The 17,842-nt window shown below is 65.8% G+C and carries 18 protein-coding genes and 1 pseudogene; 12 read left to right on the forward strand and 7 right to left on the reverse strand.

Annotated features, from left to right (window positions below; all coding sequences use genetic code 11):
• Window positions 1-45: 45 nt before the first annotated feature.
• On the forward strand, window positions 46-2,076 hold the full coding sequence (locus NP80_RS17120) for a DNA topoisomerase III (protein ID WP_006410664.1): 2,031 nt from the start codon (window positions 46-48) through the stop codon (window positions 2,074-2,076).
• Between the two features lie 522 nt (window positions 2,077-2,598).
• On the opposite strand, the gene arsN2 is transcribed toward NP80_RS17120, so the two are convergent.
• Genes arsN2 through NP80_RS17145 form a run of 5 tightly spaced genes read right to left on the reverse strand, consistent with a single transcriptional unit; the run spans window position 2,599 to window position 5,844 of the window.
• Window positions 2,599-3,429 (reverse strand): arsenic resistance N-acetyltransferase ArsN2, encoded by an 831-nt coding sequence (arsN2, locus tag NP80_RS29825; protein WP_006410668.1) that lies wholly within the window; start codon window positions 3,427-3,429, stop codon window positions 2,599-2,601.
• Window positions 3,426-4,517 (reverse strand): ACR3 family arsenite efflux transporter, encoded by a 1,092-nt coding sequence (gene arsB / locus NP80_RS17130; protein ID WP_006410676.1) that lies wholly within the window; start codon window positions 4,515-4,517, stop codon window positions 3,426-3,428. Before arsB ends, arsN2 begins: the two co-directional genes overlap by 4 nt.
• A 9-nt stretch (window positions 4,518-4,526) precedes the next feature.
• Window positions 4,527-5,024, reverse strand: coding sequence for an arsenate reductase ArsC (locus NP80_RS17135; protein WP_006410663.1), 498 nt, complete (start codon window positions 5,022-5,024; stop codon window positions 4,527-4,529).
• A 12-nt stretch (window positions 5,025-5,036) separates the two neighbouring features.
• Window positions 5,037-5,501: an ArsI/CadI family heavy metal resistance metalloenzyme gene (locus NP80_RS17140; protein ID WP_006410682.1), complete on the reverse strand. Its 465-nt coding sequence runs from the start codon at window positions 5,499-5,501 to the stop codon at window positions 5,037-5,039.
• Between the two features lie 13 nt (window positions 5,502-5,514).
• Window positions 5,515-5,844 carry an ArsR/SmtB family transcription factor gene (locus NP80_RS17145; protein ID WP_006410656.1) on the reverse strand — a complete coding sequence of 110 codons (330 nt, stop codon included), beginning with the start codon at window positions 5,842-5,844 and terminating at the stop codon, window positions 5,515-5,517.
• A 303-nt stretch (window positions 5,845-6,147) separates the two neighbouring features.
• On the opposite strand from NP80_RS17145, the gene NP80_RS17150 reads away from it, so the two are divergent.
• The 3 genes from NP80_RS17150 to NP80_RS17160 all read left to right on the forward strand — a co-directional run bounded on the left by NP80_RS17150 (window position 6,148) and on the right by NP80_RS17160 (window position 7,902).
• A complete protein-coding gene (locus tag NP80_RS17150) occupies window positions 6,148-6,540 on the forward strand; it encodes a hypothetical protein (RefSeq protein WP_006410659.1) in 393 nt (130 codons plus the stop codon).
• 100 nt (window positions 6,541-6,640) lie between these two features.
• A complete protein-coding gene (locus NP80_RS17155) occupies window positions 6,641-7,105 on the forward strand; it encodes a hypothetical protein (RefSeq protein ID WP_006410674.1) in 465 nt (154 codons plus the stop codon).
• Window positions 7,106-7,185: 80 nt separating this feature from the next.
• Window positions 7,186-7,902 carry a DUF5983 family protein gene (locus tag NP80_RS17160; protein ID WP_006410654.1) on the forward strand — a complete coding sequence of 239 codons (717 nt, stop codon included), beginning with the start codon at window positions 7,186-7,188 and terminating at the stop codon, window positions 7,900-7,902.
• A gap of 7 nt (window positions 7,903-7,909) precedes the next feature.
• On the opposite strand, the gene NP80_RS30925 is transcribed toward NP80_RS17160, so the two are convergent.
• A complete protein-coding gene (locus NP80_RS30925) occupies window positions 7,910-8,194 on the reverse strand; it encodes a hypothetical protein (RefSeq protein ID WP_124988535.1) in 285 nt (94 codons plus the stop codon).
• On the opposite strand from NP80_RS30925, the gene NP80_RS17165 reads away from it, so the two are divergent.
• Together NP80_RS17165 and NP80_RS17170 are read left to right on the forward strand one after the other, a co-directional pair.
• Window positions 8,193-8,990 carry a hypothetical protein gene (locus NP80_RS17165; protein ID WP_006410677.1) on the forward strand — a complete coding sequence of 266 codons (798 nt, stop codon included), beginning with the start codon at window positions 8,193-8,195 and terminating at the stop codon, window positions 8,988-8,990. The genes NP80_RS30925 and NP80_RS17165 overlap by 2 nt on opposite strands.
• 76 nt (window positions 8,991-9,066) lie before the next feature.
• Window positions 9,067-9,431, forward strand: a pseudogene (locus NP80_RS17170) (DUF3085 domain-containing protein).
• 93 nt (window positions 9,432-9,524) lie between these two features.
• On the opposite strand, the gene NP80_RS17175 reads toward NP80_RS17170, so the two are convergent.
• Window positions 9,525-10,475, reverse strand: coding sequence for an arsenic resistance protein (locus NP80_RS17175; protein WP_006410675.1), 951 nt, complete (start codon window positions 10,473-10,475; stop codon window positions 9,525-9,527).
• 456 nt (window positions 10,476-10,931) lie between these two features.
• Here NP80_RS17175 and NP80_RS17180 point away from each other — a divergent pair, with 456 nt between their 5' ends.
• The 6 genes from NP80_RS17180 to NP80_RS17205 all read left to right on the forward strand — a co-directional run bounded on the left by NP80_RS17180 (window position 10,932) and on the right by NP80_RS17205 (window position 17,717).
• On the forward strand, window positions 10,932-11,486 hold the full coding sequence (locus NP80_RS17180; protein ID WP_006410650.1) for an STY4534 family ICE replication protein: 555 nt from the start codon (window positions 10,932-10,934) through the stop codon (window positions 11,484-11,486).
• A gap of 111 nt (window positions 11,487-11,597) precedes the next feature.
• Entirely contained in the window at window positions 11,598-12,227 is a 630-nt protein-coding gene (locus NP80_RS17185) for a DUF3275 family protein (RefSeq protein WP_006410648.1), read from the forward strand.
• Window positions 12,228-12,320: 93 nt separating this feature from the next.
• On the forward strand, window positions 12,321-13,148 hold the full coding sequence (locus NP80_RS17190; RefSeq protein WP_006410680.1) for a DUF932 domain-containing protein: 828 nt from the start codon (window positions 12,321-12,323) through the stop codon (window positions 13,146-13,148).
• A gap of 309 nt (window positions 13,149-13,457) precedes the next feature.
• Window positions 13,458-14,114 carry a hypothetical protein gene (locus tag NP80_RS17195; protein ID WP_006410653.1) on the forward strand — a complete coding sequence of 219 codons (657 nt, stop codon included), beginning with the start codon at window positions 13,458-13,460 and terminating at the stop codon, window positions 14,112-14,114.
• 67 nt (window positions 14,115-14,181) lie between these two features.
• Window positions 14,182-15,300 (forward strand): DUF6094 domain-containing protein, encoded by a 1,119-nt coding sequence (locus NP80_RS17200; RefSeq protein ID WP_006410679.1) that lies wholly within the window; start codon window positions 14,182-14,184, stop codon window positions 15,298-15,300.
• Between the two features lie 134 nt (window positions 15,301-15,434).
• Complete coding sequence (locus tag NP80_RS17205) at window positions 15,435-17,717, forward strand: DEAD/DEAH box helicase family protein (protein WP_031688397.1); 2,283 nt, start codon at window positions 15,435-15,437, stop codon at window positions 17,715-17,717.
• Window positions 17,718-17,842: the final 125 nt, after the last annotated feature.

The raw sequence follows: 17,842 nt of genomic DNA on the forward strand, positions 1-17,842 counted from the left end.
CAAGCTGGGGCCATCCGATGAACCGCACACTTCCAAGGAGGCTTCATGCGCGTGTTCCTGTGCGAGAAGCCGTCCCAGGGCAAGGACATCGCCCGTGTGCTGGGCGCCGGCCAACGCGGCAACGGCTGCTACAGTGGTGCCGGTGTCGTCGTGACCTGGTGCATCGGTCATCTGGTCGAGGCGGTTCCGCCCGAAGGCTACGGCGAGCAGTACAAGCGCTGGGCCATCGAGCAACTGCCCATTCTTCCCGAGCGCTGGCGTGTCGAGCCCAAGGCGGCGACCGCGGCGCAGTTCAAGGTCGTGCAGCAGCTCGTCGCCAAGGCGGGCGAGCTGGTGATCGCGACCGACGCTGATCGCGAAGGCGAGATGATCGCCCGCGAGATCATCGAGCTGTGCGGCTACCGTGGCCCGATCCAGCGGCTGTGGCTGTCGGCGCTCAACGATGCGTCGATCCGCAAGGCGCTGGGTGCACTCAAGCCATCCGCCGAGACGCTGCCGCTGTACTTCTCCGCGCTCGCCCGATCGCGTGCCGACTGGTTGATCGGGATGAACCTGAGTCGCCTGTTCACGCTGCTGGGCCGCCAGGCCGGCTACACCGGCGTGCTGTCGGTCGGGCGTGTGCAGACCCCGACCCTCAAGCTGGTCGTAGACCGTGATCGCGAGATCGCACGCTTCGTCTCGGTGCCGTTCTGGGCCATCGAAGTCGCGCTTTCGCATGCGGGCCAGACCTTCGTCGCAAGCTGGACGCCGCCGCAGGGCAGTACCGACGAGGCCGGCCGCTGCCTGCAGCAGCCGGTGGCGCAGCAGGCCGGCGAGCGCCTGCGCGCGGCCGGCGCCGCCCAGGTGCTGTCGGTGGAGACCGAGCGCGTGCGCGAAGGCCCGCCGCTGCCGTTCGACCTCGGCACGCTGCAAGAGGTGTGCTCCAAGCAATTGGGCCTGGACGTGCAGGAAACGCTGGACATCGCCCAGGCGCTGTACGAGACGCACAAGGCGACGACGTATCCGCGCTCGGATTCGGGCTACCTGCCCGAGAGCATGCTGGCCGAGGTGCCGGCCGTCCTCGACAGCCTGGTCAAGACCGATCCCGGTCTGCGGCCGCTGATCGACCGCCTGGATCACCAGCAGCGTTCGCGCGCCTGGAACGACGGCAAGGTCACGGCGCACCACGGCATCATTCCGACGCTGGAACCGGCCAATCTCTCGGTGATGAGCGAGAAGGAGCTGGCCGTCTACCGGCTGATCCGCGCCCACTACCTCGCGCAGTTCCTGCCGCATCACGAGTTCGACCGGACGGTGGCGCAGCTCACGTGCGACGGGCAGTCGCTGGTGGCGGTCGGCAAGCAGATCGCGGTAGCTGGATGGCGCCAGGTGCTGGCGGCGTCGGTGCCCGACGACACGGACGGCGAGGACGCGCAGCGCGGCCAGGTGTTGCCGCCGCTGCAAGCTAGGACTTCCTGCCAGGTTGGCCAGGTCGAACTGAAGGCGTTGAAGACGCTGCCGCCCAAGCCCTACACGCAGGGCGAGCTGGTCAAGGCCATGAAGGGCGTCGCCAAACTCGTGACCGATCCGCGCCTGAAGCAGAAGCTGAAGGACACCACGGGCATCGGCACCGAGGCGACGCGCGCCAACATCATCAGCGGGCTCTTGGCCCGCGGTTATCTCTTGACGAAGGGCCGTGCCATCCGCGCATCGGATGCGGCCTTCACGTTGATCGACGCGGTGCCGACGGCCATCGCCGACCCAGGCACGACGGCGGTGTGGGAGCAGGCGTTGGACATGATCGAGGCAGGCCAGATGACGCTGGACACCTTCATCGCCAAGCAATCGAGCTGGGTCGCCCAGCTCGTGCGGCAGTACCGCGGCGCCACGCTGGACCTCAAGCTGCCGCCCGCGCCGAACTGCCCGCAGTGCGGTTCACCGATGCGCCAGCGCAGCGGCAAGAGCGGCGCGTTCTGGTCTTGCAGCCGCTACCCGGACTGCAAGGGCACGCAGCCGGTCGAAGATACCGCGGCAGGCAAGCGCGGCGCCTCCCGCCGACCATCCAGCACGCCGCGTCGGCGCTCCAGGGCGAACTGACGCCCACGTCTCCCTCTGCCACGCCGGCTGCTGCCGACGGCGGGGCAAACCTCCCGCTCCCCGCGGGATTCCCCAGCGCGCGTTCCCTTCTGCAACGGTGTGCGCGTCCTGCTGGCCCGAGACCGCCACAGGGCGAGAAGGTCATTGCTCCATCGAATCGCGCTCGACGCGGTTCCGCTGATCGAGGTGTTCGCGTCCATCCGCGAGCGGTCTCCTGACGCCTTGGCCCGCAAGGCTGCGAGGTGCCAGGAGACCGCTTGCGGTCGACGGTATTCGGTGCCGGTGCCCGCCGGTGAAAAAACGGGTTCCCTTTGTGTGTGGATACACGCCAGAGGATGCCGGCCCCAGCCACGAAACGGGCCGGGTGAGATTGCTGACGCAGCGAATGGCTTTGACGACGGCCTGGCCTGCTTGCAGCCCACAGGTGGTTTGCTTCCTCTCCAGCCGAAGGTCTGAGTGACCTTCGGCGCTTGTTCCATCTACGGATTCATCCCCGCTCCGGCACAGTCTTGCGAGACTGCATCACAACGTCATGCGGCGGCTAAGCAGCGCAGCACTCGAAGGGCACAAGCTCGCGGCCTGCCGTGTGGCAAGGATCGCCGCTGGCGCGGCAGTGCGCTCCGCGGGACTAAAGCCCGCACGCTCGAAGAACGGCGCTGCCGTCGTCGTCAGCAACCAGGCTTGGCGTCCGCCTTCATCGAAGGCGCGGCGCAGCAATATTGCGAGCATGCCGCTGCCGGTGCCGCGATGGCGTGCTTGTGGCAGAACCACCAGGGAGCGCACCAGCACGTCCTGGCCCATATGCTCGAAGCCGCCGAAGCCCACGCGCTCACCTGACACGGTGGCATAGGCGAAGAAGCGACGCCCCGGCTCGGTCAGGTCGGCGGTGGGAAGGCCGGCCTCGTGCAGCGCCAGCGCAAGGTCCGGGTCACTGCCGGCGATCGGCGTGTCCACCAGGAGCGTCGTGCCGTCTTCTTTGCAAATCTCGCCCGCCGGTCGCTGCGGCAGCAGCTCGATCACCATGTCCGAAGGGCGACACAGCCGCACGCCCAGGGGAGACACCACGATGGGCCGATTGATGAGGATCGGGTGCGCCAGCATCTGGTCGATCAACTGGTCGTCGCTCCAATGCGCGGCATCCAGGTTCAGTTCCTTGTAGGGCGTTCCCTTGACGCGCAACACATCCCGCACGCGCATGCCCATCCGCGCAATCAGCGCCTTCAAGGTCTCGCGGTCGGGCGGTGCTTTCACGTACTCGATGACTGTGGGCTCGATGCCGCTGGCGCGGATCAGCGCCAGCGTGTTGCGCGACGTGCCGCAGTCCGGGTTGTGGTAGATCGTGACGGTGCTCATGCCGGATGCCTCACCACATTGCGCGGGGCCTGTTCGTACCAGTCGCGGGAACGGTTGACCACGCGCACCACCAGCAGCATCACCGGCACCTCGATCAGCACGCCGACCACGGTGGCCAGCGCGGCGCCGGAGTGGAAGCCGAACAGACTGATGGCGGCCGCCACGGCCAGCTCGAAGAAGTTGGACGCACCGATCAGCGCGGAGGGACAGGCGATGTTGTGCTTCTCGCCGACACGGCGGTTGAGCCAGTAGGCCAGGCCGGAATTGAAGAACACCTGGATCAGGATCGGCACGGCTAGCATGGCGATGACCAGCGGCTGCTGCAGGATGGCCTGGCCCTGGAAGGCGAACAGCAGCACCAGGGTCAACAGCAGCGCGGCGATGGACAGTGGGCCGATGCGTTCCAGCGCTCGGTCGAACGCTGCCTGTCCACGACGCAGCAGCGAGCGGCGCCATACCTGGGCGATGATGACCGGGATGACGATGTAGAGCACCACCGAGATCAGCAGGGTGTCCCACGGCACGACGATCGAGGACAGGCCGAGCAGCAGGGCGACGATGGGCGCGAAGGCGAACACCATGATGGTGTCGTTCAAGGCCACCTGCGACAGCGTAAACATCGGATCGCCGCCGGTCAGCCGGCTCCAGACGAACACCATCGCCGTGCAGGGCGCGGCGGCCAGCAGGATCAGGCCGGCGACGTAGCTGTCGATCTGATCGGCCGGCAGCCAGTCGGCGAAGACATGACGGATGAACAGCCAAGCCAGCAGCGCCATCGAGAACGGCTTGACCGCCCAATTGACGAACAGCGTCACGCCGATGCCGCGCCAGTGCTGGCGGACCTGGCCGAGCGCGCCGAAGTCCACCTTGAGCAGCATGGGGATCACCATGATCCAGATCAGCAGGCCGACCGGGAGGTTGACTTGGGCCACTTCCATGCGGCCGACGGCCTGGAATGCGCCGGGCGCGAACTGGCCCAGGGCGATGCCGGCGACGATGCACAGCAGCACCCACACCGTCAGGTAGCGCTCGAAGATGCTCATCGAGAACGATGGCGTGGCGGCAACGGCTTCGGTCTGTACGGCCATCGCGCTACCTCACTGCTTGCCGATGGCGCGCAGCTCGTGCTGCAGCGACATGGCATCGAGCCGTTGGAGCGGCAGCGACAGGAACAGCTCGATGCGACGCTTGAGCGTCAACGCAGCGTCCATGAACGCCTTACGCTGCTGTTCCTCGCTGCCTTCGACGGCGGCCGGATCAGGCACGCCCCAATGGGCCGAGACCGGCTTGCCCGGCCAGACGGGGCACACCTCGCCGGCGGCGTTGTCGCAGACGGTAAAGATGAAATCGAACATCGGCGCGCCGGGCGCCACGAGTTCGTCCCAGCTCTTGCTACGGTAGCCGGTCGTCGGCAGGTGCAGGCGCTCCAGCGTGGCGAGCGCCAGCGGGTGGACTTCGCCCTTGGGGTGGCTCCCTGCCGAATAGGCGCGGAACCGCCCTTGACCCAGCTCGTCGAGGATGCCTTCCGCCAGGATGGAACGCGCCGAATTGCCAGTGCAGATGAACAGCGCGTTGTAGGTTTTTTCAGTCGTCATGCGCGCCTCGTGTCAGCAGCAGGAAGAAACCTGCTTCGCGGTAGCCCGGCCATTCCTCGGCGCGCAGCAGGCCGGAGCGGTGCCCGGCGCGGGCGGCGGCGCTTCGTTGAATACGGGGATGTTGCCCAGCGTGTGGAAGTGCTCCCAGGCCACGCCTTGCGGGTCGGTGATCCAGTGCTTCTCGCTGCGCGCGTAGCAGCAGGTCGTGGTGCCCTCGTCGAGCAGCGCCATGTCGGCGGCCTGCGCGCGGGCTTTCAGGGCGGCCAGTTCTTCGGCGTCGTCGGTCTGGATGCCCAGGTGGTCGATGCCCGGCTTGCTGCCGCGCGTGGAGATGGCGAAATTGACCGGCGGGTCTTCGAGCATCCACTTCGCATAGTCGCTCTCGATGCGCGCCGGCTGCGCGGCGAACAGTTGGGAATAGAAGCCGATGCTGCGATCCAGGTCATCGACATGCAGGTGGACGTGAAAGCGTTTCATGGGAAGGTTCCTTTCAGCAGGTGGTGCAGGCGCGGGTGGATTCGTTGGCCTCGCACACGCCGCCTTGGCAGCAGTGCTCGGTCAGGTAGCCGAGCAGCCCATTCATGTGGGCGAAGTCGGCGCGGTAGATCAGGTTGCGGCCCTGCTGTTCGATGCTGACCAGGCCAGCATGGGCCAGCTCCTTCAGGTGGAAGGACAGCGTGTTGCGGGCCACGTCGAGTTGGTCGGCCAGGACGCTGGGCGTGAGCCCTTCGGGGCCGGCGACGACCAAGGCACGGAACACGCGGAGGCGCTGGGTATGAGCCAGGGCGCCCAGGGCAGAAATGGCTTGGATCTCGTTCATTGTTCAATGATACAACAGTTATCGAATCATTGAACAGCACCCAGCAGCAATCAGGGACGAGGCGGGAACCGATTCCCCCGTGACGCAGAACGCGCCCCGGCGTGATGCTTTGCGGCACGTGTTGCTGACCTGATCAGCACATGCCAGCAGCCTGGGTCTTTCGGCTGCCGCGGGACTCTCCTCGTGCGACCCACCACCAGTCCGCTTCGCATCGACCACCGCGGACGGGCGTTTCACGACGCCGATGCCGTTCATGTTCAGCAGCGCCTCTACCCGTGAATCCAACCACCTGGAGCCCATGTCATGAACCGTGCCCTGCCTCAAGAGGTACTTGATCAGATCGAGCTGGAACACCAGCACTTCGCCGCCGCGCCGCAAGCCTTCTTCGAGGCGTGGAAGCGCGGTGCACGCATCGCCGGAGCCGAATGGTTTGGCGACGGCACCCGCGAAGGCCTGCAGCGTGCCACCACCAAGTGGGATCTGCGGCCGAACCTGCTGATGCTCAACGATGCCTTGGGCGTCCTGAGCAGCGGCCAGCGGATGTTCCTGTCCGCGATGGTGAGCTTCTACAACGCCCGCGAGGGTGGCGCGATGCTCAAGCGTTGCGGCTTCGAGGGTCTGTCCGACCTGGGCGGCCTCGATCTCGAACGGCGCAAGGTCATCGCCGACCTGACGCTGAACTACAACGGCTGGTGAGCCGCTTCGGCCCGCCGACGTTCTTCTTTTCTTCCCACCCCACGAGGGACATGCGTCCCTGTTCGGGGCCATGTCCCTCCTTTTTTCATAGGAGTGAATCATGTCCCCAGGCTTTTCCATCGGTCTGCTCGTGACCAACGACGACATCGATGCGGTCATCCTCGAAGGCTGGCCGGACGGTGTGCCCAAGCCGCGCATGGTGGTGTTCGACTACGCCGGCAACGACGTGCTCGATGAATACGTGCTGCGCGTCAGCACCGGAGCCCCGGACGCCGGATTGACCGGCCGCGAGGTGTTCGCGGTCGAGTACGGCCCCGATTGCCGCTACCCGTCGCCCGCCGAAATCCTCTCGGTACTCGATGCACGCAAGCCGGCCGACGAACCTTCGGCGCTGAGCATCGCCCGCGGCGTGCACCAGAGCATCCTCGAATTGGATGCGCGGCTTGATCGCCTGGAGCAGGCGCCGACCGGCGATGACTACAACCGCCTGTACCAGCTTGCCAATGGCGGCCTGCTCGACCTGTTGAAGACGCTGGGCGACCCGTCCTCTACCGCTGCCGACTGACCGGCTGCCACTTCATCCACCCGCTGGGGTTCAATCCCCAGCAGGGGATTGCCTCGGCCATCCTCTGCTGGAGAAATCCCATGTCCTACTCGAACAACAATCCCTTTGTCCGCGGTTACGATGGCCTGTCGGTCGAACGGCTGCTCGCCGTCTCCTATGACGACGACTGCCCGCTGACTTACCTGCCGCTGCATCCCTCGCAGTCGCATCTGCCGGACGGCCAGGTCGAACGGAGGGCCTGCATCTTCTCGGACGACTTCGTGCTGATCACCGAGGACCAGGCGGTTCCCGATGAACTGGAGGCGCAATGCCGCAGCCACGGGCTCGCCCGCAACGTGGTCTACGCCGTCATGGCCCAGGAAGAAGGCAAGCCGCTGCACGTCGGCGACACCTACTCCGACGAGGCGGCCCGGGAAGTCGTGCGGCGCCTACGCTATGAAACTGGCTTCTACAGCCGGTGCTGGGAGATCAGCAGCGGGCACCTCGACGCCGAAGCGCATCGCTTCCTCGCCGAGCTGGCGGACATCGCCACGCCGACGCTGTTCCTGTTCATCGCTTTCCGCATCCCGTACAGCCCGGCGATCGGCGTGAAGCTGATCGCCACGCCCTGGACGGATGACAACCTGCGCGCGGTCGAAGGCATCACGGCCAAGCGGCTGATGCAGGAGCACCGCAAGAAGGGCATGCCGGAATCCCTCGTGCACGTGCTGCACCTGGCCGCGCTCGCCGACGTGCGCATGCTGGTCTTCGATGCCGATGCGCAGGTGCTGGACGGACTGCCGATCTACGACGACTGACACCACCTCACGAGCCTCCACGCGGGGCTCGTTTTTTTTGAGGAAGTCGGTGGCGGCGCAGTGCCGATTCCCTCGCGACGCTGGCCTGCGTCTGCCGCACGCTGATCGCATGTTCGCTGGCGTTGCCGGCAAGCATGCCCAGGCAGTCGAGACCTTCGAGGCTGCGGTGCGGTTCGCCGCGCTGGTTGTTTTTCCTTCCACGGGCGCATGCGCGTCCATCCACCTCACCCCCAAGGGACATGCCTCCCTTGCGGGCGGGAGTTCCTTGGATTGCCACAAGGAGCTTTTCCATGGATACCCAAGCCATCCGCGCACAGATGCCGACGCTGGTTCGCGGCCACGTGCCTTCCAACGTCCGCAGCTTCAAGTTCAACATCTTCGACGGCCAGCCCAAGGTTTCGACGCTGGGCGTCCACATCGATCCCAAGCCCTTCGAGGGCAAGGTCATCGCCACCACCGACGAGGCCATCGTCGTCAAGACGGGCCGGGCCGAGTTCGCGGTGCTCGACAAGGCGCTCGTCACCGACGTGCCCGACGAAGGCGCCAAGGTGCAGGTCGAACCGTATGCGCGGCGCCGCTTCGACGGCCTGCGCGCGGACACGCCCGAGGAAAGCACCGAGTTCACTGCTGGCGGCCAAGCCTACACGGTGAAGCGGTTCATCCTGGGCTCGGCGCCGGCCAAGCTGCCGATCGCGGAGCCGCAGTGCCCCGAGTTGCAGGAGCTGATCCACCAACTGGAGCAGTTGCCCGCGCCCGATGGCTTCCGCCGCATCACGCACCTGCTGGTGGATGCCGGCGCGCGAGACTTCACCGTGGTCGATCCGAGCCCCAGCGACATCATCGCCACGCCGCCGGCCATCGGCTTCACGGTCGCCTCGGCGAAGTTCCAAGGGCACGTCACCGTGCTCTACGAGCGCGGCCTCGATCTCTACGCGGTGGAACTGCGCCGCGACGGCGAACTGGTCGAGCGGGTCGATGAAGTGTTCTTCGACACCCTGGGCCAGACGCTGGAGCGGCTGATCGACGACGGCACCTGGCGCCTCATCCGCGTGCAGCGCCTGTCGGGCCGCAAGCCTGTCTCGCACTGACCTCTCTGCGTCCCTATGCGGCTTCCCGTCCTCACGGCGGGAAGCCTTCTTCTTGCATCCGTTGGAGACCACTTCCATGACTGTTCGATTCAAGGGCGCCGATCTGCGGCCCGTGCTGGCCGAAGCGCTGGCCAACCAGTGCCGCGTCATCCTGGTCAAGGACCAGGGCGTCTATTTCATGGCCGAGCGCGGCGAGCGTCGGCCCGATGGGCGACGCAAGACCATCGCCTACGCCGTTGACTGCGACCCGGACGCCGATCCGTTCGACAACTGGTGGGAACTGGCGCGCGCCGAGTTCGGCGGCGACGACTTCGGCGAGTTCTTCGATCTGCAAGAACCTGTGTTCGCCCGCATCCAGCACAGCGAGGACGACCTCGAAGTGTCGGCCACGCGACGCACCTGTCGTTGCAGCCCGTGCTCGCGTCACTCGCCGGCCACTGACCCTCCTGCCTCCCAGCCCCCCGCATGGGGGTTTCTCTTTTTTCAGGACGACCAGCGTCAGGACTCCATATTTTCAATTCCAGGCCCGCTCCGTTATCTGAACAGGCGACGCGGTATCCACCACAGGTAGAACACCATGCCGAAAAGCTCGACCAGCGACTGCACCACGATCACCACAGCGGCGATTTCCCACCCGGCGGGCAGCGACAAGGCGAAGGGCAACACCACGAAGGAATTGCGCGTGCCCAGGCTGAAGGCGAGCGTTCGTCCTTGATCGGTCGGCAGCGCCATCAGCCAGGCCAGCCCTTTGGCAATCAGCGCAGCGGCCCCCAGAAAGACTAGGAACAGCGGAACGATCGAAGGGAACAGTCCCACGGCTCCCCAGACCGCATTGACTTGCGCACCGGCGATCATGAAGACGACGAGCCCCAACATCGGCACCGGCCACCATGCCAGACGCTCGCGCACGGCCGCGCGCTCCGCTCGGGCTTCGATCCAGCGTTCCGACAAGGCAGCGGCGACCAGCGGGATGATGACGACCAGCAATGCAGGCCACACGTCGCCAAAGCTCAGGGCCGATGACAGATCGGCCCCGAGCATGAGCCACAGGTAGGTCGGCAATAGCAGCAACTGCAACAGCAGGTTGATCGGGGTGACGGCGATGGCGCGGGGCACATTGCCGCCGCCCAATTGGCTGAACGTGATGAACCAGTCCGTGCAGGGCACCAGCAGGACCAGCAGCACGCCCAATCGCACGGCCGGATCAGCGGGCAGCCATTGCACCAAGCCCCAAGTCAGCGCCGGCACGACGATGAAGTTTCCGATCAGTACCGAGGCAACGAACCGATGATCGCGGAACGCTTCGCGCAAATGCAGCAGAGGCACTTGCACAAAGGTCGCGTAGAGCAGCAGCACCAGGGCCGGCCACAGCAGGGCCTCGAAAGTGGGGTTGACGCCGGGCCACGCGCTGCCGACCAGCAAGCCGGCAATGATGGCCGCCAGATAGACCCATACTTGGCGGCGTTCGAGAGTAAGACGATCCAAGAAAACACTACCCCAATCAGTTCGTTCGAGTCGGCACGTGCGGACGCGCCAGACAGGGATTTAGCAAAAGTAAGGCCAAGAGTTTTCTAGCCTTGCATGTACGAGGGTAGCTCACAAAGGGCATGGGTCAGTCCAACGGTAGTGCGCCGACCACCCAATGCGGGCACCGGCCGGTGCCGATTGCCGCTCGCGCGGGCGCGCGTCTGACGCCACGCTGCCGCCATGTTCCGCTGACACCCGTCAGCAGCATGCCCAGGCAGTCTCGATCTTCAAGACTGCGACGCGGTTCCGACTGCGTTGATCAACCAGTTCGCTCCGGCATCCCAGCACGAACGGCCATCGGTTCTCCCGATGGTGATGCCACCCAAGCTGTTCCTTCAACCCACGCGGGGGTTCCACACCTTCCCCGCCTTGGGTCGGGTGTGTCTCCGCCTCTTTGTTCTTAGGAGATTCACCATGACCACTTCCACCGAAAAGTCCTTCTTCGACCTGCACATCACCGGCCTCGGGTATCTCAATCGCATCCGCGAAGTGAAGCCCAAGAAAGGCGATGCGTTCCTGGCCTGCGACATCGCGGCGCTCAACGGCCCCAGCGATGACGTTGCCTACGTGCGTTTCGACACGCGCGTCTCGGGCTCCGAAGCGCAGCACCTGGTGCGCCGCTGCATCCAAGCGGTCGATGCCGAGAAGAAGGTGATGATCGGCTTCCGCCTGGGCGACCTGTGGGCCGACACCTTTACCTACTCAAAGGGCAAGCGTGCCGGCGAGCAGGGGGTGAGCCTCAAGGCCCGCCTGCTGTTCGTCAGTTGGATCAAGGTCGATGGCAAGCTCGTCTACAAGGCCGAGCCCAAGCCGACCGATGCCGACGATCGCGACGTGCGCAACACGGATGTCCCCGCGACTTCCGCCGAGCCGCAAGCCGCCGCGCCCGAGCCTTCCAGGCCCGCCGCCGAAGCTGCCGATGAAGCCGCTGCCGATGCCCCCGCATTGGAAGTTGCCGAGTCGTTCTGATCCGCAAGGCCCCGTCCCCTGGGGCCTTGTCTTCTTCCCACTCGCGTGCGCATGCGACCGTCGCCATGACGGCCGTGTGCGTGATCGCGGCTTCGTCCGCAGGAGTTCTTCATGATCACCATTCCCGGCCAATTGGCCATCAAGACCATCCACGGCCGCAACGGCGACTTCAACGTCGGCCGCCTCGCGACCTCCATCGGCGAGTTCGTCGTGAAGAACGCCGAACTCGACCAGTACGCCGAAGGCAAGTACGAGGGCGATTTCGCCATCGCGGAAATCCGCCCGTCCACGTACACCGCCAACGGTCGCATGGTCATCGAGATCCGCGCCTTGCTGGGCGGCATGACCTTGTCGGCCATCGACGCCCTGAGCCGTGACGACGCCAGCCGGCTGAGTCCGCAGGAAGTCGATCCGATCGACGAGGAAGCGCAGACCGCCACGCCGACGCCGACCACCGCCCCCAAGGCGGCCGGCCGGAAGAAGGCACGCAGTTCGCGCGACCCGCTGGTCGATACCACGCCGTTCGGCAGCGAACCGGCTGTTGCGTCTGCCGATGCTTCGGCCCATGCGGACGACGACGGCGACGCGGCCCTGTTCGGCGCGCTCTGGCCGCTGGGCGATGTCGTCAAGCTCGATGCCACCGTGGATCGGCGTGTGCTGCGTCAGCAGCGCGACCGCCTCGGTGATCTCGGCTACGAGTTTGCTCCGCTGTCCCAGGACTGGCACCTCGCCAGGGTCTGATTCCCACCGCCGCCTTGCGCGGCATTCCACCACCCACCGGGGTTCCTCCCCGGTGGGGCGGGGCTCCGGTCTCTTTTTCCCAAGGAGATCGTCATGCAACTTGCATCCCGCTTCGCTTATCGCTCGCCAGTGCTGCGCTCAAGTCACCCGCTGTCGGATGAGCAGATTCGCATCGTGGCCCCTTCCATCTTTGCGGACACCCCGCACGAAAGCCGCTCCGAACGGTACAGCTACATCCCCACGGCGGCTGTGCTGACCGAACTGCGCAAGGAAGGTTTCCAGCCGTTCATGGTGTGCCAGACCCGCGTGCGACACGAGGATCGCCGCGACTACACCAAGCACATGCTGCGCCTTCGCCACGCCAGTCAGATCAACGGCGCCGAGGCGAACGAGATCATCCTGCTCAATTCGCACGACGGCACCAGCAGCTACCAGATGCTGGCGGGCATGTTCCGCTTCGTCTGCCAGAACGGGCTGGTGTGCGGCGACACGTTCGCCGACGTGCGCGTGCCTCACAAGGGCAACGTCACCGATCACGTGATCGAAGGCGCCTACGAGGTGCTGCACGGCTTCGAGAGGGTGCAGGACTCGCGCGACGCCATGCGTGTCATCACGCTCGACGACGGCGAGGCCGAAGTCTTCGCCAGATCGGCGCTGACCCTCAAGTACGACGATTCGGGCAAGGCATTGCCCATCACGGAGACCCAGATCCTGCGGCCCCGTCGCTTCGACGACAACTGCGCCGATCTGTGGTCGGTCTTCAACCGAATCCAGGAGAACCTGGTCAAAGGCGGCCTGGCCGGCCGCGCCGCCAACGGGCGCCAGCAGCGCACGCGCCCCGTTCAGGGCATCGACCAGAACGTCCGGCTCAACCGGGCGCTATGGCTGCTCGCGGATGGCTTGCGCCAGCTCAAAGCCTGACCCACAAGCGGATCGTGTCCATGCGGCATGGTCCGCTTTTTTCTTTGGTGGGTGAGTCTCAGGCAAATAGGGGTGCGCTGCGCGGCGGATTTTCGCTGCCGTAAACCACCCGCCTGGGCGCAGGCTACGCTCATGTCCGTCGGCGCTGCCGACAACATGCCCAGGTAGCCCAGACCTTCAAGGCTACGGTGCGTTGCGACGCACGGTCTGATTCTTCGCCACGACGCTCACCGCGTTTTCTTCCATCCCCCTGGGGCAGTGACTGCCCTCGCGGGTGGTGCTGTCTCCGCTCACTTCGAGGACATCACCATGCCTGCACCTTCTTCCCCCAAGACGCTCTATCGCATCGACGAATGCCCCGACCTGATGGCCGATGGCGTCGTCGGTGACGAGAACGGCAACCTGGTCTTCATCTCCCTCTGGGCGCGCGACACCGCCGTCCAGGAATTCCTGGCTCGCCTCACCCTGGGCCGGGACGAACAGGGACTGGATCAGTTCCACGTCATCACCGAGCAGGGCGCGAGCATCCCGGTATTCGTCGGCAACGTCGAGAACCTGGAGAAGCGCAGCGCACGCGCCTACCGGCGCACGCTGTTCGGCTCGCTGACCAACATCTGGCTGTTCGACCGGCGCTGCGTCAAGCCCGACAAGGCCAACGCCAGCGCGCTGGCGCTCCTGCCTCGCGATTCCACGCACCGGCTCGACCGGCTGTGGAAGCTGGTGCGGGACACCTGCCCGCTGCCGCTTCTCGATCCATGGCGCGAACCCGTGCTGGAACTGCTGCAGGCGAAGTCGATGCTGACGCGCCTGCCGTTCGCCCTCGGGGCTCTGGAAGGCCATCGGCTCGCCATCGACGTGCCGACGCTGACCCAGGTGCTGGGCGGCCTGATCCGCAGCGGCGCGCTCGTCGCCGGCACGCCCGCCAGCCGCATCCCCTCGGCACAACCGCTCGAAGCGGTGGCTTGAGGCTCCTTCACCGGACATGCACGCGCGCATGTCCGCATCCCTTCATCTTCAATGCCAGGAGATTCCCATGGCCCTCATGTTCCCGCGGCTCGCCCGCAACTTCGTCAAGAACGGGTACTTCCCCACGGATGAACCCACGCTCGAAAGAGCACTCGCAGCGCTGGCGCCCGCCGAATCCTCGAACGGGCCGCTGTGCATCATCGATCCCTGCGCCGGCGAAGGCGTGGCGATCGCCGAAGCCGCGCACGCCCTCGGGCGCGAGCAGGTCCAGGCCTTTGCCGTCGAGTACGAGGCCGAGCGTGCACGCCATGCCCGGCAACTGGTCGATCGCTGCATCCACGGCGACCTGATGGACACGCTGATCAGCCGGCAGAGCTTCGGCCTGCTGTGGCTCAACCCGCCGTATGGCGACCTGACCAAGGACGCCAACGGCAACGTCGGCTACCAGGGCCAGGGCCGCGCCAGGCTGGAAAAGCTGTTCTACCAGAAGGCGCTGCCGCTGCTGCAATACAGCGGCGTGCTGATCTACATCGTGCCGCACTACGTGCTCGATGCCGAGCTGGTCGGATGGCTGACCCGGCACTTCGCCGATCTGCGCATCTACCGCGCGGTGGAAGCACAGTTCAAGCAGGTGGTGATCTTTGGCCGCCGTGTTCGTCAGCGCGACCAGGCATCGGATTCGGTCAAAGCCATGCGCGCGCTGCTGTTGCAGATCGGGCAAGGCGACGCCGAAGCGGAGGAACTGCCAGTCGAATGGCCGTTCCTGCCTTACACGGTGCCTGCCAGCCCGGCCGAGCCGGAGCACTTCTACCGCGTGACGATGGAACCCGAGCAGTTCGCCGAGGAAGTCGGCCGGCTGCAAGGGCTCTGGCCGACGCTCGATACGCACCTGGGCGCCGCGCAGCAATCGCTGCGGCCTCCGGCGCGGGCCTTGTCGCACTGGCATCTTGCCTTGGCGCTTGCTGCTGGCGCGATCTCCGGCGTGGTGAAGTCCAAGACGGGCCGCGTGCTCGTCGTCAAGGGCGACACCCACAAGGAGAAGACGCTGCAGACGGAATACACCGAACGCGACGACGGCTCCGTGGCCGAGACGCGCATCCTGACCGACAAGTTTGTGCCGGTCATCCGTGCCTGGGACATGACCCCAGGCTCGCCGACCTGCGGCGAGGTGTTGACCATCCGCTGATCGCTGTTCCCTGACGGTTCGCCGTCGATCTGTTCTTCCACTGCGGCTTCGCGCCGTTCTTCTCTTCCCACCCCGGGGCATGCCATCGCCCCCGCAGGGGGAGGTGCATGCCCCATCTTCTTTGGAGCATCACCATGTCCCTCGATACCGACGTTGTTCCCGCCGCCGATGGCACGCCCGTCCAGGGCGACCTGCTCGAAGCGGCCGCTTCTCCCTTGGCCTTGAGCCTTCAGGATTTCGTCGCCGAGTTCGGCGACGAGCTACTGGATTCGCTCAACCGCGCCAATCCACCCGTCTACACCGGCCAAGCCCGGCCGCATCGCCAGCTCGTGCTGGCCAGTCTCAAGCGCAAGCTGTTCCAGGCGCAGGCCGAAGTGGTGCATGCCGTCACCGAACTGCTGGCCGATCGTAGCGAACGCGCCGCGATCGTCAATGGCGAGATGGGCTGCGGCAAGACCACCGTCGGCATCGCCACGGCCGCCGTGCTGCACGCCGAAGGCTACCGCCGCACCCTGGTGCTGTCGCCGCCCCACCTGGTCTACAAGTGGCGCCGCGAAATCCAGGAGACGGTGGCCGGTGCCAAGGTCTGGGTGCTCAACGGCCCGGACACGCTGGTCAAGCTCATCAAGCTGCGCGAGCAGTTGGGCATGCAGGCGCGTGGCCAGGAGTTCTTCGTGCTCGGGCGCGTGCGGATGCGCATGGGTTTCCACTGGAAGCCCGTGTTCAACGTGCGGCACACGAAGCACGGCGAAGTCGGCGCATGCCCGGACTGCGGCCAGGTCATCACCAACCTCGACGGCGAGCCGATCAACCCGGTCGAACTCGAAGCCGAGGACTACCGCCGCCGGTGCAGCCATTGCGCCGCACCGCTGTGGACGCTGATGCGACCGCGGAGCCTTTCCGCCAACGACCAGTCCACGGCCGTCTTCAAAGCCTTGCAGCGCATCCCGACCATCGGGGAAGTCACCGCGCAGAAGCTGATGCGCAAGTTCGGCGACTCCTTCCTGGCGTCGATGCTCGGCGACAACATCCACGAGTTCATCAACCTCATGGATGGCAACGGCGAGCTGGTCTTCTCGGATCGTCAGGCGCACCGCATGGAGCGGGCGATGGCGAACATGGAGTTCGGCTTCGGCGAGGGCGGCTACCAGCCGTCCGAGTTCATCAAGCGCTACCTGCCGCAAGGCGCGTTCGACCTGCTCATCGCCGACGAGGCGCACGAGTACAAGAACGGCGGCAGTGCCCAGGGCCAGGCCATGGGCGTGCTCGCAGCGAAGGCGCGCAAGACCTTGCTGCTCACCGGCACGCTGATGGGCGGCTACGGCGACGACCTGTTCCACCTGCTGTTCCGAGCCCTGCCGGGGCGAATGATCGAAGACGGCTACCGCCTGACCAAGAGCGGCAGCATGACCTCGGCCGCGATGGCGTTCATGCGCGATCACGGTGTCCTCAAGGACATCTATTCCGAGAGCACCGGCACGGCGCACAAGACGGCCAAGGGCAACAAGGTCTCGGTGCGCACGGTCAAGGCGCCGGGCTTCGGCCCGAAAGGCGTACTGCGTTGCGTGCTGCCGTTCACGGTCTTCCTCAAGTTGAAGGACATCGGCGGCAATGTGCTGCCGCCCTACGACGAGGAGTTCCGCGAGGTGGCGATGGACACGGTGCAGGCCGCGGCCTATCGCGATCTCTCGGGTCGGCTGACCACAGCGCTGAAACAGGCGCTGGCGAAGCGCGACACGACGCTGCTCGGTGTGGTCCTCAACGTGCTGCTGGCCTGGCCGGATTGCTGCTTCCGGTCGGAGACGGTGGTGCACCCGCGCACGCGCCAGACCTTGGCCTTCGTTCCGGCTCAGTTCAACGAGCTGGAGGTGATGCCCAAGGAGCGCGAGCTGATCGAGATCTGCAAGCAGGAGAAGGCTGCGGGTCGCAAGACGCTGGTCTATTCGGTCTACACCGGCACGCGCGACACCACGTCGCGTTTGAAGGTGCTGCTGGAGCAGGAAGGCTTCAAGGTGGCGGTGCTGCGCGCGAGCGTGGATGCCTCCCGCCGCGAGGACTGGATCGCCGAGCAGTTGGACCGCGGCATCGACGTGCTGGTCACGAACCCGGAGTTGGTCAAGACGGGTCTCGACCTGTTGGAGTTTCCAACGATCGTGTTCATGCAGTCGGGCTACAACGTCTACAGCCTGCAGCAGGCGGCCCGGCGCTCATGGCGCATCGGCCAGAAGCAGCCGGTTCGCGTGATCTACCTCGGCTACGCGGCTTCCTCGCAGATGACCTGCCTGGGGCTGATGGCACGGAAGATCATGGTCTCGCAGAGCACGTCGGGAGACGTGCCCGAATCGGGATTGGACGTGCTGAACCAGGACGGTGATTCCGTCGAGGTGGCACTGGCCCGGCAGCTCATCGCGGCCTGATCCACCCACCCATGCCGGCGGCCCATCGGGTCGCCGGCTTCTTTTTTTGCCGCGCCATGAATCGGGCGCATGCCAGTTCCCTTTGTTTGCTGCCCGAAAGCTCTGCGGCGGCGATGGTGAGGGCT

This window comes from Burkholderia multivorans ATCC BAA-247 (assembly GCF_000959525.1).
In the GTDB taxonomy this organism is placed as follows: Bacteria; Pseudomonadota; Gammaproteobacteria; order Burkholderiales; family Burkholderiaceae; genus Burkholderia; species Burkholderia multivorans.